Raw genomic sequence first — 15,851 nt, forward strand, 5'->3', positions numbered from 1 at the left:
CAACGTCCTGTGGGCGATGATCCGTGACGGTGCGTGCTACCAAGCCACACCACCGGTCACGGCAGCGGCTTGACATCAGCATTGGGAAGCTCCTTCAGCATGAACACCACCGTCTCCGCGAAGGAGTTGAGGTTCCACTTGGGCAGCGCGGCACGAAGGCGCCCCGCCAGCCCGGGGTTGGCGACGAGGTACCCGAAGCGCACCCCGTGCAGCCCGAAGTTCTTGCCGAGACTGCGCAGCACGATCGTGTTCGGGCGCAGGACGGCGTCCGCGACGACGCTCGAGTCCGCCTCCGCGTCGGCGAACTCCAGGAAGGACTCGTCCACGACGACCAGATCCAGGTCCTGGAGCCGGTCCAGCAGCGCGAGGACACCGTGCCGGGGCAGCAGGCCGCCGTCGGGATTGTTCGGATTGCAGATCACGGCCGTACGCGAACCCCGAGCCCGTACGAAGTCCACGAACGACGCCGGATCGAGCGCGAACCCGTTCGACTCCGGCAGCGGGAACATGTCGACCCGTTTGCCCGTCTCCATCGGCTGGTCGGTCCACCGGCCGAACGTCGGGACCGGCACGGCGAGCGACTCCCGCACCAGCAAGTGGTCGATCCACGTGATCAGCTCGGTCGAGCCGTTTCCCATGGCGACGGTCTGCGGATTGAGGCCCAGCACCGAGCACAGCTCGGCGGTGATCGTGTCGGCGCCGCTCGGGTAGTACGTGAGGATCTCCCGCAGCCGTCCGCCCAGCTCGGCGAACATCTCGGGCGTCGGGAAGTACGGGTTGCAGGGGATGCAGAAGTCGGTGATCGTCCGCTCGCCGCTCGCCGCCGCCCTGTTCAGTGCCGAGTACGAGGGGCTGTGCGCCGTGGACGCGCGGAAGAGCTCGGTGACGTTGCTGCCGGCGTCGGCCATGGGGGTCCTCCGGAGGTGGCTGGCTGCTGCCTGCCGGGGAATACGTACGGCCGCGCGGGCATGCTCAACGAGAGCGGCGGAAGAGGCGGAAGCGGCGGACATGACGCGAGGGCCGCCCGGGGCGTTCCGCGCGTTCTGCGCAGGCCCGCCACCGGCCGCCCGCCCGCCGCGCTGCTGTTACGCCTCCGCGTTCGGTTCCGCGTCCGCCGTCGCCACCGCCCGTGCCCACCGGTAGTCCGCCTTACCGCTCGGCGAGCGCTGGATCGCCGGGGCGACCACCAGCTGCCGGGGGATCTTGTAACCGGCCAGCCGGGTACGGCAGTGCGCCTGCACGGCCTGGAGGTCCAGCGCGTCCGCCCCCTCGCGCAGCTGCACCACCGCCGCCACATGGTTGCCCCACTTCGCGTCGGGCACCCCCGCCACCAGCGCGTCGTACACGTCCGGATGGGCCTTGAGCGCCTGCTCGACCTCCTCCGGATAGACCTTCTCGCCGCCCGTGTTGATGCACTGCGAGCCACGGCCCAGCACGGTGACGACGCCTTCCTCGTCGACCGTCGCCATGTCGCCGAGCAGCACCCACCGCTCGTCGCCCCGCTGGAAGAACGTCTCGGCGGTCTTCACCGGGTCGTTGTAGTAGCCGAGCGGCACATGGCCGCGCTGGGCGATACGCCCCGGCTCGCCGGCCGTCACCGGTTCGTACGTCGCCGGGTCGACCACCTGCGTACGGGCGTTGACGCGCAGCCGGAACCCCTTGTCCTGGCCGGAGTCGTCGGTCGCCGTGCCGTTGAAGCCGGACTCCGACGAGCCGAAGTTGTTCAGCAGCATCACGTCGGGCGCCAGCGCCGTGAACTGCTCACGCACGGTCTGCGACATGATCGCGCCCGACGACGAGACGCTGAACAGGGACGACAGGTCCGTGCCCTTCAGCGGCCCGCTCAGCGCGTCGATCAGCGGCCGCAGCATCGCGTCGCCGACCAGTGAGACCGAGGTGACCCGCTCCTTCTCGATGGTGCGGAGCACCTCCTCGGGCACGTACTTGCGGTGCACCACCACCCGCTGCCCGAAGTTGAAGCCGATGAACGCGGTGAGGGTGGACGTCCCGTGCATCAGCGGGGGAGTGGGGAAGAACGTGATGCCGTCGCCGCCCGCCGCCACCCGCTCGGCCAGCTCCTCGGGCCGCTTCACCGGCTCACCGGTCGGCGCACCGCCGCCGAGCCCCGCGAAGAACAGGTCCTCCTGCCGCCACATCACGCCCTTGGGCATGCCCGTGGTGCCGCCCGTGTAGATGATGAACTGGTCGTCGGCCGAGCGGGGGCCGAAGCCGCGTTCCGGAGATCCGGCCGCCTCGGCGTCCGTGAAGGACGTGCAGTCCAGGGCGGGCGCGCCCGGCGGCGGGGTCCCCACCCGCACCAGATGCCGCAGCTTCTCCGTCTGCGGCAGGGCGGCCGCGACCCGCTCCGTGAACTCGGCGTCGAAGACGAGGGCGGCGAGGTCCGCGTCCCGGTAGAGGTAGACCAGCTCCTCCTCCACATAGCGGTAGTTGACGTTCACCGGCACGACGCGCGCCTTGAGGCAGCCGAGGACGGTCTGGAGATACTCGATGCCGTTGTACAGATGCAGCCCGAGGTGCTCGCCGGGCTTCAGCCCGGCGTCGGCCAGATGGTGGGCGATCCGGTTCGCGGCGGCATCCAGCGCGGCGTAGCCGAGCCGGCGCTCCGCACCCGTACCGGGATGGTCCACGTAGACCAGTGCCTCGCGGTCCGCGACCACGTCCACGACCGACTCGAACAGGTCGGCAAGGTTGTACTCCACCATTCCTCCTGACCCCGGCTGCGGTCATTAGAGCGCTGCCGCACCCAACTGGGAAGGGGGCCGGAGAAAGAAATCTGACTGACTGTCAGAAAACTATTGAACTGGCTCCTGGGCTACTGCAACCTGTTCTAGGTCTTGAGACGGGAACGGGAACGGGAACGGCAACCGGGACGGGAGGACGGTCATGGCGGGAACGGAACACCTCACCGTGCGGCGCGAAGGCGCCACGCTGGTGCTCACTCTCAGCAGGCCCGAGGCGAAGAACGCGCTGTCGCTGCCGATGCTGGTCGGCCTGTACGACGGCTGGCTCGCGGCCGACGCGGACGACGGCATCCGCTCCATCGTGCTCACCGGCGCGGGCGGCTCGTTCTGCGCGGGGATGGACCTCAAGGCCCTGGCCGGAAAGGGGATGGAGGGCGAGCAGTACCGGGACCGGCTGAAGGCCGACCCCGATCTGCACTGGAAGGCGATGCTGCGCCACCACCGCCCCCGCAAACCGGTCATCGCCGCCGTCGAGGGCCACTGTGTGGCGGGCGGCACCGAAATCCTCCAGGGCACCGACATCCGGGTCGCCGGCGAGAGCGCCACCTTCGGACTCTTCGAGGTCAAACGCGGGCTCTTCCCGATCGGCGGCTCGACCGTACGCCTCCAGCGCCAGATCCCCCGCACCCACGCCCTCGAAATGCTGCTCACCGGCCGCCCCTACACCGCGCCCGAGGCCGAGCGCATCGGCCTCATCGGCCACGTCGTCCCGGACGGCACCGCCCTGGACAGGGCCCTCGCCATCGCGGAGCAGATCAACGCATGCGGCCCGCTCGCGGTGGAGGCGGTCAAGGCGTCCGTGTACGAGACGGCGGAGATGACGGAGACCGAAGGGCTCGCGGCCGAACTGAAACGCGGCTGGCCCGTCTTCGACACGGCCGACGCGAAGGAAGGCGCCCGCGCCTTCGCGGAGAAACGCGACCCGGTGTACCGCCGGGCGTGAGCCGCCCGCCATGATCAGCCCCTCCGGCGTTCGAGGAGCGGGGTCCGGGGCGGAGCGCCCCCCACGCGGCGGAGCCGCGAATCGACACTGCGGGAACCGGCGGGGCGGGGAGAAAGCCCCGCGCAGCACCCCACCGCCACCCCCGCCCGTAAGCCGCCGACCCACGGAAGGAGCCGCACATGCCCCCCACCCCCGCACCGGAGGTGCTGCGCGCACCCCTCGTCGTCGAGTTCCCCTTCACCCGCTCCCTCGGCCCCGTCCAGTCCGCCTTCCTCACCGGCCTGCGCCGGCGCACCGTCCTCGGCGTGAAGACCTCCGACGGCCGGGTGCTCGTCCCGCCCGTCGAGTACGACCCCGAGACCGCCGACGAGATACGCGACCTGGTCGAGGTCGCCCCCACCGGCACCGTCACCACCTGGGCCTGGAACCAGCAGCCCCGCCGCGGCCAGCCCCTGACCGGCCCCTTCGCCTGGGTGCTGGTGAAACTCGACGGCGCCGACACCGCCCTCCTCCACGCCCTCGACGTCCCCGGCCCCGACGCCGTCCACACGGGCATGCGCGTGCGCGTCCGCTGGGCGGCCGAGCGGACCGGGGCCATCACCGACATCGCCTGCTTCGAGCCGTACGACAGCGAGCGGACGGACCGCGCCCAGGCCCACGACGGGGAGTTCGACGACCCCGTCACCCGCATCGTCGCCCCCGCCCGGCTCGACTACACCTACACCCCCGGCCGCGCCCAGTCCCGCTATCTGGGTGCCCTCGCCGGACGCCGCACGACCGGTGAACGCTGCCCGTCCTGCCGCAAGGTGTACGTCCCGCCCCGCGGCGCCTGCCCCACCTGCGGCGTCGCCACGTCCGAGCAGGTGGAGGTCGGCCCGCGCGGCACGGTCACGACGTACTGCGTCGTCAACATCAAGGCGAAGAACCTCGACATCGAAGTCCCCTACGTCTACGCGCACATCGCCCTCGACGGCGCGGACCTCGCCCTGCACGGCCGCATCGGCGGCATCCCCTACGACCAGGTGCGCATGGGCATGCGCGTCGAGCCGGTGTGGACCGAAGGCGGCCGTCACCCCGACCACTACCGCCCCACCGGCGAGCCGGACGCCGACTACGACACCTACAAGGAGCTGCTGTAGTCATGCCAGACCGAGACATCGCCGTCGTGGCCTTCGCCCAGACCGAGCACCGGCGCAGCACCGACGAGCTCTCCGAGGTCGAGATGCTGATGCCCGTGCTGCACGAGGTCCTCGACCGGACCGGACTGCGCACCGGCGACATCGGCTTCACCTGCTCCGGCTCGTCCGACTACCTCGCCGGGCGCGCCTTCTCCTTCACCATGGCCCTCGACGGCGTCGGCGCCTGGCCGCCCATCTCCGAGTCCCATGTCGAGATGGACGGCGCCTGGGCGCTCTACGAGGCCTGGGTGAAGCTGCTGACCGGCGAGGCCGACACCGCGCTCGTCTACGCGTACGGCAAGTCCTCACCCGGTTCCGTACGCGACGTCCTGACCCGCCAGCTCGATCCGTACTACCTCGCACCCCTGTGGCCCGACTCCGTCGCCCTCGCCGCGCTCCAGGCCCAGGCGCTCATCGACGCGGACCACACGAGCGAACAGGAACTCGCCGGCATCGCCGCCCGCAGCCGCACCGCCGCGGCCGCCAACCCGCACGCCCAGCTGCGCGGCCGCCGCCGGGAACACGGCGACTACGTCGTACGGCCCCTGCGCACCGGCGACTGCCCGCCCGTCGGCGACGGCGCCGCCGCCGTCATCCTGGCGGCCGGGGACAAGGCGCGGGAACTGTGCGAACGGCCCGCCTGGATCCGCGGCATGGACCACCGGATCGAAGCGCACGGCCTCGGCGTACGCGACCTCACCGACTCGCCCTCCACCCGCCTCGCCGCCGAGCGCGCCGGAGCGTTCGAACGGCCCGTGGACACGGCCGAGCTGCACGCCCCCTTCACCTCCCAGGAGGTCGTGCTCCGCAAAGCCCTCAAGCTCGACGAGAGGGTGAGAGTCAACCCGTCCGGCGGAGCGCTCGCCGCCAACCCGGTCATGGCCACGGGCCTCATCCGGCTGGGCGAGGCCGCCGCCCGTATCCACCGCGGTGCGTCCGACCGGGCCCTCGCCCACGCCACGTCCGGTCCGTGCCTGCAGCAGAACCTGGTCGCCGTACTGGAGGGGGAGTCATGAGCAAGGAGCCCGTGGCCGTCATCGGCATCGGCCAGACCAAGCACGTCGCCGCCCGGCGCGACGTCTCCATCGCCGGCCTCGTCCGCGAGGCCGCCCGCCGCGCGCTGGACGACGCCCACCTGACCTGGGCGGACATCGACGCCGTCGTCATCGGCAAGGCGCCCGACTTCTTCGAGGGCGTCATGATGCCCGAGCTCTACCTCGCCGACGCGCTCGGCGCCGTCGGCAAGCCGATGCTCCGCGTCCACACCGCCGGCTCGGTCGGCGGCTCCACCGCCCTCGTCGCGTCGAACCTGATCGCGGCGCGCGTCCACCACACCGTGCTCACCCTCGCCTTCGAAAAGCAGTCCGAATCGAACGCCATGTGGGGCCTGTCCCTGCCCATCCCGTTCCAGCAGCCGCTGCTCGCCGGCGCCGGTGGTTTCTTCGCTCCGCACGTCCGGGCGTACATGCGCCGCAGCGGCGCCCCGGACGCGGTCGGCTCCCTCGTCGCGTACAAGGACCGCCGCAACGCGCTGAAGAACCCGTACGCACACCTCCACGAGCACGACATCACCCTGGAGAAGGTGCAGGCGTCCCCGATGCTGTGGGACCCGATCCGCTACTCGGAGACCTGCCCGTCCTCCGACGGCGCGTGCGCGATGATCCTCACCGACCGGGCGGGGGCGGCCCGCGCGCCCCGGCCGCCCGCCTGGGTGCACGGCGGCGCGATGCGCAGCGAGCCCACGCTCTTCGCCGGGAAGGACTTCGTCTCACCGCAGGCGGGCAAGGACTGCGCGGCCGACGTGTACCGGCAGGCCGGCATCGCCGACCCGCGTCGCGAGATCGACGCCGTGGAGATGTACGTCCCGTTCTCCTGGTACGAGCCGATGTGGCTGGAGAACCTGGGCTTCGCCGCGGAGGGCGAGGGCTGGAAGCTCACCGAGTCCGGGGTGACCGAGCTGGACGGCGATCTTCCCGTGAACCCGTCGGGCGGGGTCCTGTCCACCAACCCCATCGGTGCCTCAGGCATGATCCGCTTCGCCGAGGCGGCGCTCCAGGTGCGCGGGGCGGCGGGCGAGCACCAGGTGGACGGCGCCCGCAAGGCGCTCGGCCACGCCTACGGTGGCGGCGCGCAGTTCTTCGCCATGTGGCTGGTCGGCGCGGAGCCCCCGGCGAACTGATCCCGCCGCCCCGGGCAGCCTTTTCGCGGCCTGTCCCCGACCGGCGGCGATCGATAGTCTGAGCGCGGACGACGAACCGGGAGGAGCACGGACGTGGCCGAGAGCATCATCACCACCACCCATCAGCCGTTCGCGGGCTGGGACAAGCCGGAACTCGACCTCAGCCAGGCCGACTGGCAGTCGGGCACCCAGGGGGCGGGTGACGTCCAGATCGCCTTCGTCGAGGGTTTCATCGCGATGCGCAACGGGGGCCGGCCCGAGAGCCCGTCGCTGATCTTCACCCCGGCCGAGTGGCGGGCCTTCGTACTCAACGCACGCGAAGGGGAGTTCGACCTCACCTGACCGGCGCCGGGCGGGCTTCGACGGCACGGACGGACGTCGCGACAGGGGTGCGTACGGAGGCACGCACGGACCCCGCCCGGCCACCCGGTGTGACGGCGCGGACGGCCGTACCCGGGTCGCCGGAGGGCGCCCCGGTCCACGTACCATTGCGGCATGTCCTTCCTCCGCCGCCGCAGCGCCGCCACTCCCGCCGGCCCGGACTTCGATGTCCTGGCCATGGACCCGGGGGACTGGCCCGGCAATCTCGGTGCGGGACTGCTGCCCGCGCCCGACGGCAGCTGCCAGGGTGTGTTCCTGCGCTACGACCTGTTCGGCGGCCGCGGGCCCGCGATGATCATCGGCAATCTCCCCGAGGGCTCGCCCGCCAGGGAGCTCGGCGAGGGCCAGGTCCCCTTCGAGGTCGCCCAGCTCCTCGTCGCGCTGGAGAACGACGAGGAGGTCACGGTCACCGGCACCGAGGACGTCCCGGTGATGCAGGGCGACAATCTGCTGATCGTGCGGCGGGTCAAGATCTCCGAAAGCCGGATCTCCTGCGTGCAGTTCGACCGCAGCGACAACGTCCTCGTGACGATCGCCAGCTGGGACCGCCCGATCACCGACGATCTCTACGCGCTGCTCAAGCCGCTCCCCGCGGAGCTCTTCCAGCAGGGCTGACAGCCGCCGGGCCCACCGTGTCGTCCACACGGCGGGCCCCCACGCTCACGGGCTGTCGTTCAGCAGCCGTCACAGCCGCACAGCCCCTGCCCCTGCGCCGGCCCCGGCGCCCGTCGCTCCCGCCGCGAGCTGCGAGATGATCCGGGCCGCCGACGTACCGATCCCGGTCGGCCCGCCCAGCCCCGCCGGGCCCGCCGACCCGTCCGCCACCTGGGGCACGTCGCGGCGCGCCGATGCCGTACCCGCACCGTGGTGCACATCCTGCTCCCCGTAGCGACGCACGCTCCGGTGCCAGTGCAGGATTCCGGCGACCCAGTCCTCCAGCTCCCGCAGATAGGCCTCAAGAGCCGCCCGGCCCTTCTGGTCCAGGCCGAAGTCCTCGTACAGCAGGGGAAGTTCGTGCTCCCTCACATGCTGGTACTGGCGCAGCCGCGAGCGCATCAGATCGTCGACGATCCTGACGGACGTCGGATAGTCGCAGCCGAAGAAGTTCTGCACGACCAGGTTGATGTTGTGCAGCTCGCCCTCGACCTCGATCTCCTTCTGGTACGAGAAGAGGTCGTTGATGAGCATCCCGTAGTCCATCAGCGAGCTCTCCAGGCTGCGCACCGTGCCACTGCGGTAGATCTCCGCCGGCAGATCCCCCTTGTGCCGCAGCCGGCACAGCAGCATGGTGAGCTCGGAGCCGAAGGTGTGGCGCCGCATCTCCAGGTAGTCGACGGGGTCCGGAATCCGGTGCTGTGCCTGGTTGTGCAGCTCCCACAGCCAGCTGTCGAGCATGATGTCGAGCGCCTCGCGCAAGGACGCCCGCGCCTCGGGGCCCATCGGCCCGGCGGTCCGCCCCCACAGATCGGCGAGCGCCCGCTCCATCGGGCTCACCGCGACCGCCGCGCCGGCGGCCGGATCGTCGACCGGCATACAGGCCTTCAGCCGCCCGGTCGCCTCCTTCGCCCCCACGAGATTGCGCGGCCGCCCGAACACGATCGGGTAATAGTCGTCCCCGTACGTCCCCCAGGTCAGCCACTCGGCGCTCAGCTCCAGCTCCTCGGGGGTTGCGTCCGGGTCCAGGCCCGCCGAGCAGAGCGCGAAGTCGAAACCGACGAGCATCGGCTCGTCCCAGATGTCGTCGAGCAGCCCCATCCGGCCCGCCCACTCCACCGACTTCCGCCGGGCGTCCTCGTGGTGCGGACTCAGCGCCAGCGGGAACGGCATGTCGAAGTCGGGCAGCAGCGAAGGCCCGACCTTCTGGAACGGAACATGCGTGAGACTGCGCAGCCGGGCGGCGGCCGGGCGGCCGAACAGCGTCTTGATGTCGAGCGCCGATGTCCCGAGCACCCCGTCGAACAGGGACAGGGACGGCCCGGTCGTCACACCCTTGTTCATGTAGCGGCTCGACCGCATGTGCCACTCATGGCCGCCGGACTGCCAGTCCTGGAGCCCCTTCGTGTACGCGGCGACCGCCGCGCACTCCTGCGGACTCAGCCCCTTCTCCGCGCAGAGCGCGGGGACCTCGGTCAGCGCCGTGTTCTCGAACTGGTTGAGCCGCGACGTCAGCAGATCATTGACGGCCTCGGCAGCCTCCTGGGTCGTACAGCCGAGAAAGGTCTCCAGAACCAGCACACCATTGCTCAGCTCGCCCTCGTCGCCGACCTCGCGCTCGTACGAGAACAGATCGTTCCGCAGATGGACGGAGTCCGCGAAGGTGTCCCGCAGCACGCACAGCGGCCGCGAATGAGCCACCGACGCGGGAACCTCCGCGTCCGCCGCGTACTCGACGAGGCCCGCGGACCACGGCGCGCCACCGACCTTGCGGCGCATCTCGATGTACTCGACGGGGTTGGAGATCCGCCCCTCGTTGATGTTGTCGAGCTCCCACATCGACTCGTTCAGCAGATGCTCGGTCGACTCGGCGAACCGCGCCCGCCAGTCCGCCGACATGCTCGGCACCGTCCGCGCCCACAGATCGGCAAGACCCGCCTCGACCTGGTTCGTCGGCTCCGGCATGCCCTGCGAGAGATCCATCGGCATGAACGCCGGAAGCCGGTCCAGATAGGCCTTGCCGCCCGCCCGGTCGCCGGTGCGCTTGAAGATGTCGAGGAAATGGTCGTCGAAGAAGAACACCCACACGTACCAGTCGGTCACCAGCGAAAGAGCCTCGGCCGAACAGTCGGGGTGGGTGTACGCGCACAGCAGGGCGTAATCGTGTGCGTCGAGATCCTTCTCCTCCCAGATCCCCGACCCCTCCAGCATGTTCATGCGGCGCGCCCACTCCTTGGTGTGTGTGCGCGCCGCATCGACATGAGGGTTGAGACGGGCCGGATAAGGAACATAAAAATCCGGCAGTTCGAAGGGCTGTGCCATGCGTGATGCCCGGCCTCTCGGTGAGCGTCCGCGCGCGAGCCGCGCGGACCGGTCGCTAATGGTCAGGCCTACCCTTCGCCCATTCGGCCCACGCGACCGCGGTGATCACCCGTCCGGATGAACCTCGCGCACCGGCTACTTCCCGACCACCCGCACATCCGCCGCCTTCACGAAGGCGACCCGGTGCCCGAACTGGATCTCGTAGTACATCTCCTTGCCGCGCACCACCTTGTGCCCCTTGGTGTCGAACGTGGGGGAGAAGTAGTACTCACCCGGCACCATGCCCCCGTGCACGTAACGCTGCCCCGCGAGCAGCTTGTACGGCAGCGGCGTCACGGCCTGCACCGGCACACCCTCCGGGTACGCCGACGCCTCCGGATAGGCCCGCCCGTACACCGCGACCTCCGCGAGCCCGTCCCGCGGCGTGAGGACCTTGCCCTGCGTGTTCACCGCCGTCCGCTGCCCGCGAGGATTGTGGAACCAGGCCTTCTGGCCGAGGTACCAGATCGCCGTCCAGTCGCCCCGCCGCTCCGCGACCGCGTAACGCTGGCCCGTCGACACCCGGGCACCCGTGTCGTTGACCCCGTTCGTGGACTCCCCGCCATCCGGCCGCAGACCGATGTCACGGACCAGCGGAGCGCTCTCCTGCGGCGCGGTGTGCAGCCGCACCGCACCCGAACCGTGCGGGGCGCAGGCGTCCCCGGGCTTCGCGCAGCTCGTGTAGGCCGGCTGGTGCCGCCCGTAGTCCGGACGGATCGTCACCACAGCCGCGTTCGGCCCGGCGGACGGGACGAACGGCTTTCCGAGCAGGGTGAAGTAGTGCGCCCAGTCCCAGTACGGCCCGGGGTCGGTGTGCATGCCCTTGATGGCCGTGGGCACCGTACCGGGCACGTTGTCGTGGCCGATGATGTGGTGCCGGTCGAGCGGAATGTCGTACCGCTTGGCCAGGTACTTCACCAGCCGGGCCGACGCCCGGTACATCGCCTCCGTGTACCAGGCGTCCGGGTTGACGAGGAATCCCTCGTGCTCCAGGCCCACCGACGCGGCGTTGACGTACCAGTTCCCGGCCTGCCAGCCGACGTCCTTCAGCCGCAGATGCTGCGCGACGTGCCCGTCCGACGAGCGCAGCGAGTACTGCCACGACACGTACTCCGGGTTCTGCACCAGCTGGAGCGTCGTGTCCCACGTCGCCTCGGTGTCATGGATGACGATGTAGCGCACCTTCTGGCTGTGGGGCCGGTCCGCCTTGTCGTGGTTGCCGTAGTCCTTGTCGCCGAACTCCTTGTACGGTGCCGGGATCCACTCGCACGCCACCGTCGCCGGACACTCCGTCTGTCCCGCGTCGACGGCACGCAGCCCGCGCCCGACGGTGCCCGCCCGCCGCGGCTTCACATCCTCGTCGGCCGGCAGCACGACCCGCTGGCCGCTGTCGGTCGTACGCCGCTGACCGGTGCGGATGACGTCGTACACATCGTTCGCGTACGTCGTCGCGGTCGCCGTGTCATCGGCGCCGGAGAACCGGGCCACCGCCCCGTACCAGTCGGCCGGATCCGCGCTCGGCCCCTGACCGAGCTGCCGCTGAGCGTCGGCGAGCAGCGCCGCGCCACCCCGGATGTTCGCCGCCGCACTCGTCCGAAGCCGCTCCTCGGAGATCCCGCTGAGCGCCGCGGCCCGCTCCAGCGTCCGCAGCCTCTCCGGCAGCGCGGCCGGGTCGGGCAGCTTCACCTCGCGTCCGCCCCGCGCCGCCCGCGTCGTGTCGCCGCGCGCGTCCTCCGTGCCGTGCGAATGGTGCGGCGCCTCGGCCAGCGCCGTCCTGGCGTCGGTCAGATGCATCGGGCCGTACCCGCCGGTGACGCTAGGCGCCCCGCCGTGCCCGTCCCAGCGCGACTGCAGATACGCGACACCGAGCAGCACACTCGGCGGCACCCGGTACTCGGCGGCAGCGGCGGCGAACGCGTCCTGGAGTGCTCCGGACGAGGGACGTTCCGCGGTGGCCGACGGACCGGCCGAGACGAGCGGCAGCAACAGCGCGGCGGATGCCGCCGCGCGTAGACGGGCGAATGTGTGCAAAGCAGCCTCCAGAGACGGTGGTACCCGGGAAACGCCACAAGGGTGTATCGGTTACCGGACGCCCCGTCAATCAACCGTCGACACGCGCGTTTCACCGATTCACCGCATCCTGCATCGCACACAACAAAGCGCTGCGTGTCCAGTGTGTCGGCACTGGACACGCAGCGCGCCTCCCCCTCTATTTGTGGCTCGGTTCGCCTCCGGGGCGCTTGAGCCGCTGTCGACAGTCGACCGTGCTCGGTCCTTCGTTCCTCAGGACCTCCGCGCTCCCCCAGCTACCGCTGGGAGGTGCCCCCACTCCCTTTCGACAGCGGCGCGCCCCTTCGGCTCACTCGCCGGTGGGCGGCGAACTCGGCTCACCCGCCCCGTTGCTCGGTCAGCGCGTGCCGACCGCGGCGCGCACCGCCCGGCGTGCCAGCGCGCAGTCGTCGTGCAGCCTCCGCAAGAGCAGCCGCTGCTCCTCCCCGGACGAGACGGCACCGTGCTGCTGCTGTACGGACCCGACCGGTGCCGCCTCCCGCATCGTCCGCTGGACCGCCGTCTCGTACGTACGGATCTCCCGGGTCAGCACCAGCATGAGGTTGACCAGGAACGCGTCCCGCGCGGCCGGACCGGACTGCTGTGCCAGCGAACTGATCTGACGCCGCGCCATGGGCGCGTCGCCCATGACGGCCCAGAGCGTGGCCAGGTCGTACCCGGGCAGATACCAGCCCGCGTGCTCCCAGTCCACCAGCACCGGACCCGTCGGCGCGATCAGCATGTTCGACAACAGCGCGTCGCCGTGCGAGAACTGGCCCACGCCCTGCCGGCCACTGGCCTGCGCGAGGCCGTGCAGCAGCATCTGCAGATCGTCCCGGTCACGGTCGGTGAACAGCCCCAGCTCGTGATACCGGGCGATGCGCGACGCGTAGTCCAGCGGCGCGTCGAACAAACCCGCCGGCGGCCGCCACGAGTTGAGCCGGGTGATAGCGCCGAGCACGGCTCTCACGTCGGCCCGCGGCGGAGCCTCGTTCGGGTGCCGCGCGAGGGCCGCCGGGCGGCCCGGCATCCGCTCGATCACCAGCGTGCAGTTGTCCGGATCCGCGGCGATCAGACGCGGCACCCGCACCGGAGGGCGGTGCCGGACGAACGCGCGGTATGCAGCTATTTCGTGACGGAACCGCTCGGCCCACACGGGGGAGTGATCCAGTAAGCACTTGGCCACCGCCGTCGTGCGCCCCGTCGTGCCGACGAGCAGTACGGAGCGTCCGCTCCGGCGCAGCACCTGGACCGGGTTGAACTCCGGACAGATGCGGTGCACCGACGCGATCGCCATGCGCAGCTGTGCACCCTGGGGACCGGACAAGTCGATCCTCCCGCTCAGCGGTTGACCGGCCGTACCCGGCCACCGCCGAGTGTTGCGGCCCGCGTGGGAGGGGTCGAGAAACGGCCCGCCGCCGGCCTGCAGGGGACGCTGCAGCCGGGACGGGGCGGACACGGAGGACGATGCTGTGTACATGGGCGAGACAGATCCCTTCGTGTGCCGACAAGTCACGTACGCTGCCCCGCCCCGAGAGCCTTCGGCACCCTGGGGAATGCGGTCGGGCTGCCGGGGCGGGGTGGCGCGTTCCTACCTGACACCCGGCCGCGGGTGGCACACCATCTGGCGGACCCTGGCGAACCCTGGCGAATAGTCGCCAGCCCTATGACAGGGGGTTACTGTCAACTCAGCCGAGAACCTGGGGGCTTGACGTGACCGGAGAACCCAACACCCGCCTGGCAGACCTGTTCGGCCTCGCCGGCTGGTCAAAGGGCGAGCTCGCGAGGCTTGTGAACCGGCAGGCGGCGGCCATGGGCCATCCGCAGCTGGCGACCGACACCTCGCGCGTACGGCGCTGGATCGACATGGGGGAAACCCCGCGCGAACCGGTGCCCAAAGTGCTGGCAGCTCTGTTCACCGAGCGACTCGGCCGTGTCGTGACCATCGAGGACCTCGGGTTCGTACGGCACGGGCGCGCCGGGAGACGGCGAGACGTCAAGGGCAAGGAAACCAGCCCCGACGGCCTGCCATGGGCGCCCGAACGTACGGCGGCGGTCCTCACCGAATTCACGGGAATGGACCTCATGCTCAACCGACGCGGCTTGGTGGGCGCGGGCGCCGCGCTCGCCGCAGGCTCCGCACTCAGCAGCGCCATGCACGACTGGCTGCACACCGACCCCGCTCACGCCAACACCCATCCCCTTTCCGGATCCCAGCGCATCGACGACCCCCTGCACGCCGACCCCGCCGGGTTCGACCGCTACGAGGCCGCCCCCATCGGGTCGCAGGAGATCGAGGCACTGGAGCGTTCGGTCGAAGTGTTCCGCGCCTGGGACGCGGCCCGCGGCGGCGGGCTCCAGCGCAAGGCCGTCGTGGGCCAGCTCAACGAAGTGGGCGGCATGCTCGCCTACCGCCACCCCGACCACCTCCAGCGGCGCCTGTGGGGCGTCGCCGCCAACCTCGCCGTCCTCGCCGGCTGGATGTCCCACGACGTCGGCCTCGAACCCACCGCACAGAAGTACTTCGTCATCGCCGCCCACGCGGCCCGCGAGGGCGGCGACCGCCCACGCGCCGGCGAAGCGCTCTCCCGGGCCGCCCGCCAGATGGTGCACCTCGGCCGGCCGGACGACGCCCTCGACCTGATGAAGCTCGCCAAGTCCGGCTCGGGCGAACAGACCCTGCCGCGTACGCACGCGATGCTGCGCACCATCGAGGCCTGGGCGCAGGCCTCCATGGGCCGGGGCCAGGCCATGCGCCGTACCCTCGGCGAGGCGGAGGAACTGTTCGTCTCCGACAAGGGCGACGTACCGCCGCCCAGCTGGATGCAGATGTTCGACGAGGCGGACCTGCACGGCATGCAGGCCCTCGCCTACCGCACCCTCGCCGAACACGAGCCGGCCGCCGCGAGCACCGCTCAGCGCCACGCCAAGATGGCGCTGCAGCTGCGCGAGGGCGGCCGCCAGAGGTCGAAGATCTTCGACTACATCTCCCTGGCGTCGGCCTGCTTCATCGCCGACGACCCGGAACAGGCGGACCGGTACGCCAGGCTGGCACTGGTGTCGATGGGGGAGACCTCGTCGCACCGCACCTGGGACCGGCTGCGTGAGATGTACCGGCTCACCGGCGAGTACGCGGGATACGCGCGGATCCAGGACCTGCGCGAGGAGATCCAACTCGCCCTGCCCACCGACCCGTCGAAGCGCCACAGGAGCGCGGAGATCTGACAGGCTGATCCAACTCCGGACACCGGCCCCGGATCTCGGATCCAACCGAGGGTCCCGAGGATCCCGGTGGGGCCGGACCTGCGGGCGGCGGCGTCGGCGCGCCGACCACCCGCCGAGCA

At 70.9% G+C, this 15,851-nt stretch carries 11 protein-coding genes and 1 pseudogene; 7 read left to right on the plus strand and 5 right to left on the minus strand.

Features of this window, described 5'->3' with window-relative positions:
• Positions 1 to 89: 89 nt before the first annotated feature.
• A pseudogene (locus ABT342_RS27250) lies at positions 90 to 908 on the minus strand (aminotransferase class I/II-fold pyridoxal phosphate-dependent enzyme); the annotation flags it as partial.
• Between the two features lie 177 nt (positions 909 to 1,085).
• Positions 1,086 to 2,720 (minus strand): acyl-CoA synthetase, encoded by a 1,635-nt coding sequence (locus ABT342_RS27255; protein ID WP_351579436.1) that lies wholly within the window; start codon positions 2,718 to 2,720, stop codon positions 1,086 to 1,088.
• 184 nt (positions 2,721 to 2,904) lie between these two features.
• Between ABT342_RS27255 and ABT342_RS27260 the strand changes: the two genes are divergently transcribed.
• The 6 genes from ABT342_RS27260 (at position 2,905) to ABT342_RS27285 (ending at position 8,058) form a co-directional block, all read left to right on the plus strand.
• A complete protein-coding gene (locus ABT342_RS27260; RefSeq protein ID WP_351579227.1) occupies positions 2,905 to 3,705 on the plus strand; it encodes a crotonase/enoyl-CoA hydratase family protein in 801 nt (266 codons plus the stop codon).
• Positions 3,706 to 3,884: 179 nt separating this feature from the next.
• Complete coding sequence (locus tag ABT342_RS27265; protein WP_351579231.1) at positions 3,885 to 4,844, plus strand: Zn-ribbon domain-containing OB-fold protein; 960 nt, start codon at positions 3,885 to 3,887, stop codon at positions 4,842 to 4,844.
• A 2-nt stretch (positions 4,845 to 4,846) separates the two neighbouring features.
• Positions 4,847 to 5,899, plus strand: a complete 1,053-nt coding sequence (locus ABT342_RS27270) for a thiolase family protein (protein WP_351579234.1) — start codon at positions 4,847 to 4,849, stop codon at positions 5,897 to 5,899.
• A complete protein-coding gene (locus tag ABT342_RS27275; protein WP_351579237.1) occupies positions 5,896 to 7,062 on the plus strand; it encodes a thiolase family protein in 1,167 nt (388 codons plus the stop codon). The genes ABT342_RS27270 and ABT342_RS27275 overlap by 4 nt, the downstream gene beginning before the upstream one ends.
• A 93-nt stretch (positions 7,063 to 7,155) precedes the next feature.
• Entirely contained in the window at positions 7,156 to 7,404 is a 249-nt protein-coding gene (locus tag ABT342_RS27280) for a DUF397 domain-containing protein (RefSeq protein ID WP_351579240.1), read from the plus strand.
• Positions 7,405 to 7,557: 153 nt separating this feature from the next.
• Positions 7,558 to 8,058, plus strand: a complete 501-nt coding sequence (locus ABT342_RS27285) for a hypothetical protein (RefSeq protein WP_351579243.1) — start codon at positions 7,558 to 7,560, stop codon at positions 8,056 to 8,058.
• 69 nt (positions 8,059 to 8,127) lie between these two features.
• Here the strand turns inward: ABT342_RS27285 and ABT342_RS27290 are convergent, their stop codons facing one another.
• The 3 genes from ABT342_RS27290 to ABT342_RS27300 all read right to left on the minus strand — a co-directional run bounded on the left by ABT342_RS27290 (position 8,128) and on the right by ABT342_RS27300 (position 13,987).
• The gene (locus tag ABT342_RS27290) at positions 8,128 to 10,419 is read right to left on the minus strand and encodes a terpene synthase family protein (protein WP_351579246.1); all 2,292 of its coding nucleotides are present in this window, start codon (positions 10,417 to 10,419) and stop codon (positions 8,128 to 8,130) included.
• A 135-nt stretch (positions 10,420 to 10,554) separates the two neighbouring features.
• Positions 10,555 to 12,489, minus strand: a complete 1,935-nt coding sequence (locus tag ABT342_RS27295; protein ID WP_351579250.1) for an N-acetylmuramoyl-L-alanine amidase — start codon at positions 12,487 to 12,489, stop codon at positions 10,555 to 10,557.
• 376 nt (positions 12,490 to 12,865) lie between these two features.
• Complete coding sequence (locus ABT342_RS27300; RefSeq protein ID WP_351579253.1) at positions 12,866 to 13,987, minus strand: aminoglycoside phosphotransferase family protein; 1,122 nt, start codon at positions 13,985 to 13,987, stop codon at positions 12,866 to 12,868.
• Positions 13,988 to 14,220: 233 nt separating this feature from the next.
• Between ABT342_RS27300 and ABT342_RS27305 the strand changes: the two genes are divergently transcribed.
• A complete protein-coding gene (locus ABT342_RS27305; protein WP_351579256.1) occupies positions 14,221 to 15,732 on the plus strand; it encodes a DNA-binding protein NsdB in 1,512 nt (503 codons plus the stop codon).
• The last annotated feature ends 119 nt before the right edge of the window (positions 15,733 to 15,851 follow it).

Origin of the sequence: Streptomyces sp. NPDC000410 (assembly GCF_040300305.1) — a bacterium.
In the GTDB taxonomy this organism is placed as follows: Bacteria; Actinomycetota; Actinomycetes; order Streptomycetales; family Streptomycetaceae; genus Streptomyces.

What these genes read in the sequence shown, in the direction of transcription:
- ABT342_RS27275 (WP_351579237.1), top strand. Translation starts at nt 5,896, where the DNA reads ATGAGCAAGGAGCCCGTGGCCGTCATCGGCATCGGCCAGACCAAGCAC.
- ABT342_RS27290 (WP_351579246.1), bottom strand. Translation starts at nt 10,419, where the DNA reads ATGGCACAGCCCTTCGAACTGCCGGATTTTTATGTTCCTTATCCGGCC.
- ABT342_RS27260 (WP_351579227.1), top strand. Translation starts at nt 2,905, where the DNA reads ATGGCGGGAACGGAACACCTCACCGTGCGGCGCGAAGGCGCCACGCTG.
- ABT342_RS27270 (WP_351579234.1), top strand. Translation starts at nt 4,847, where the DNA reads ATGCCAGACCGAGACATCGCCGTCGTGGCCTTCGCCCAGACCGAGCAC.
- ABT342_RS27300 (WP_351579253.1), bottom strand. Translation starts at nt 13,987, where the DNA reads ATGTACACAGCATCGTCCTCCGTGTCCGCCCCGTCCCGGCTGCAGCGT.
- ABT342_RS27285 (WP_351579243.1), top strand. Translation starts at nt 7,558, where the DNA reads ATGTCCTTCCTCCGCCGCCGCAGCGCCGCCACTCCCGCCGGCCCGGAC.
- ABT342_RS27265 (WP_351579231.1), top strand. Translation starts at nt 3,885, where the DNA reads ATGCCCCCCACCCCCGCACCGGAGGTGCTGCGCGCACCCCTCGTCGTC.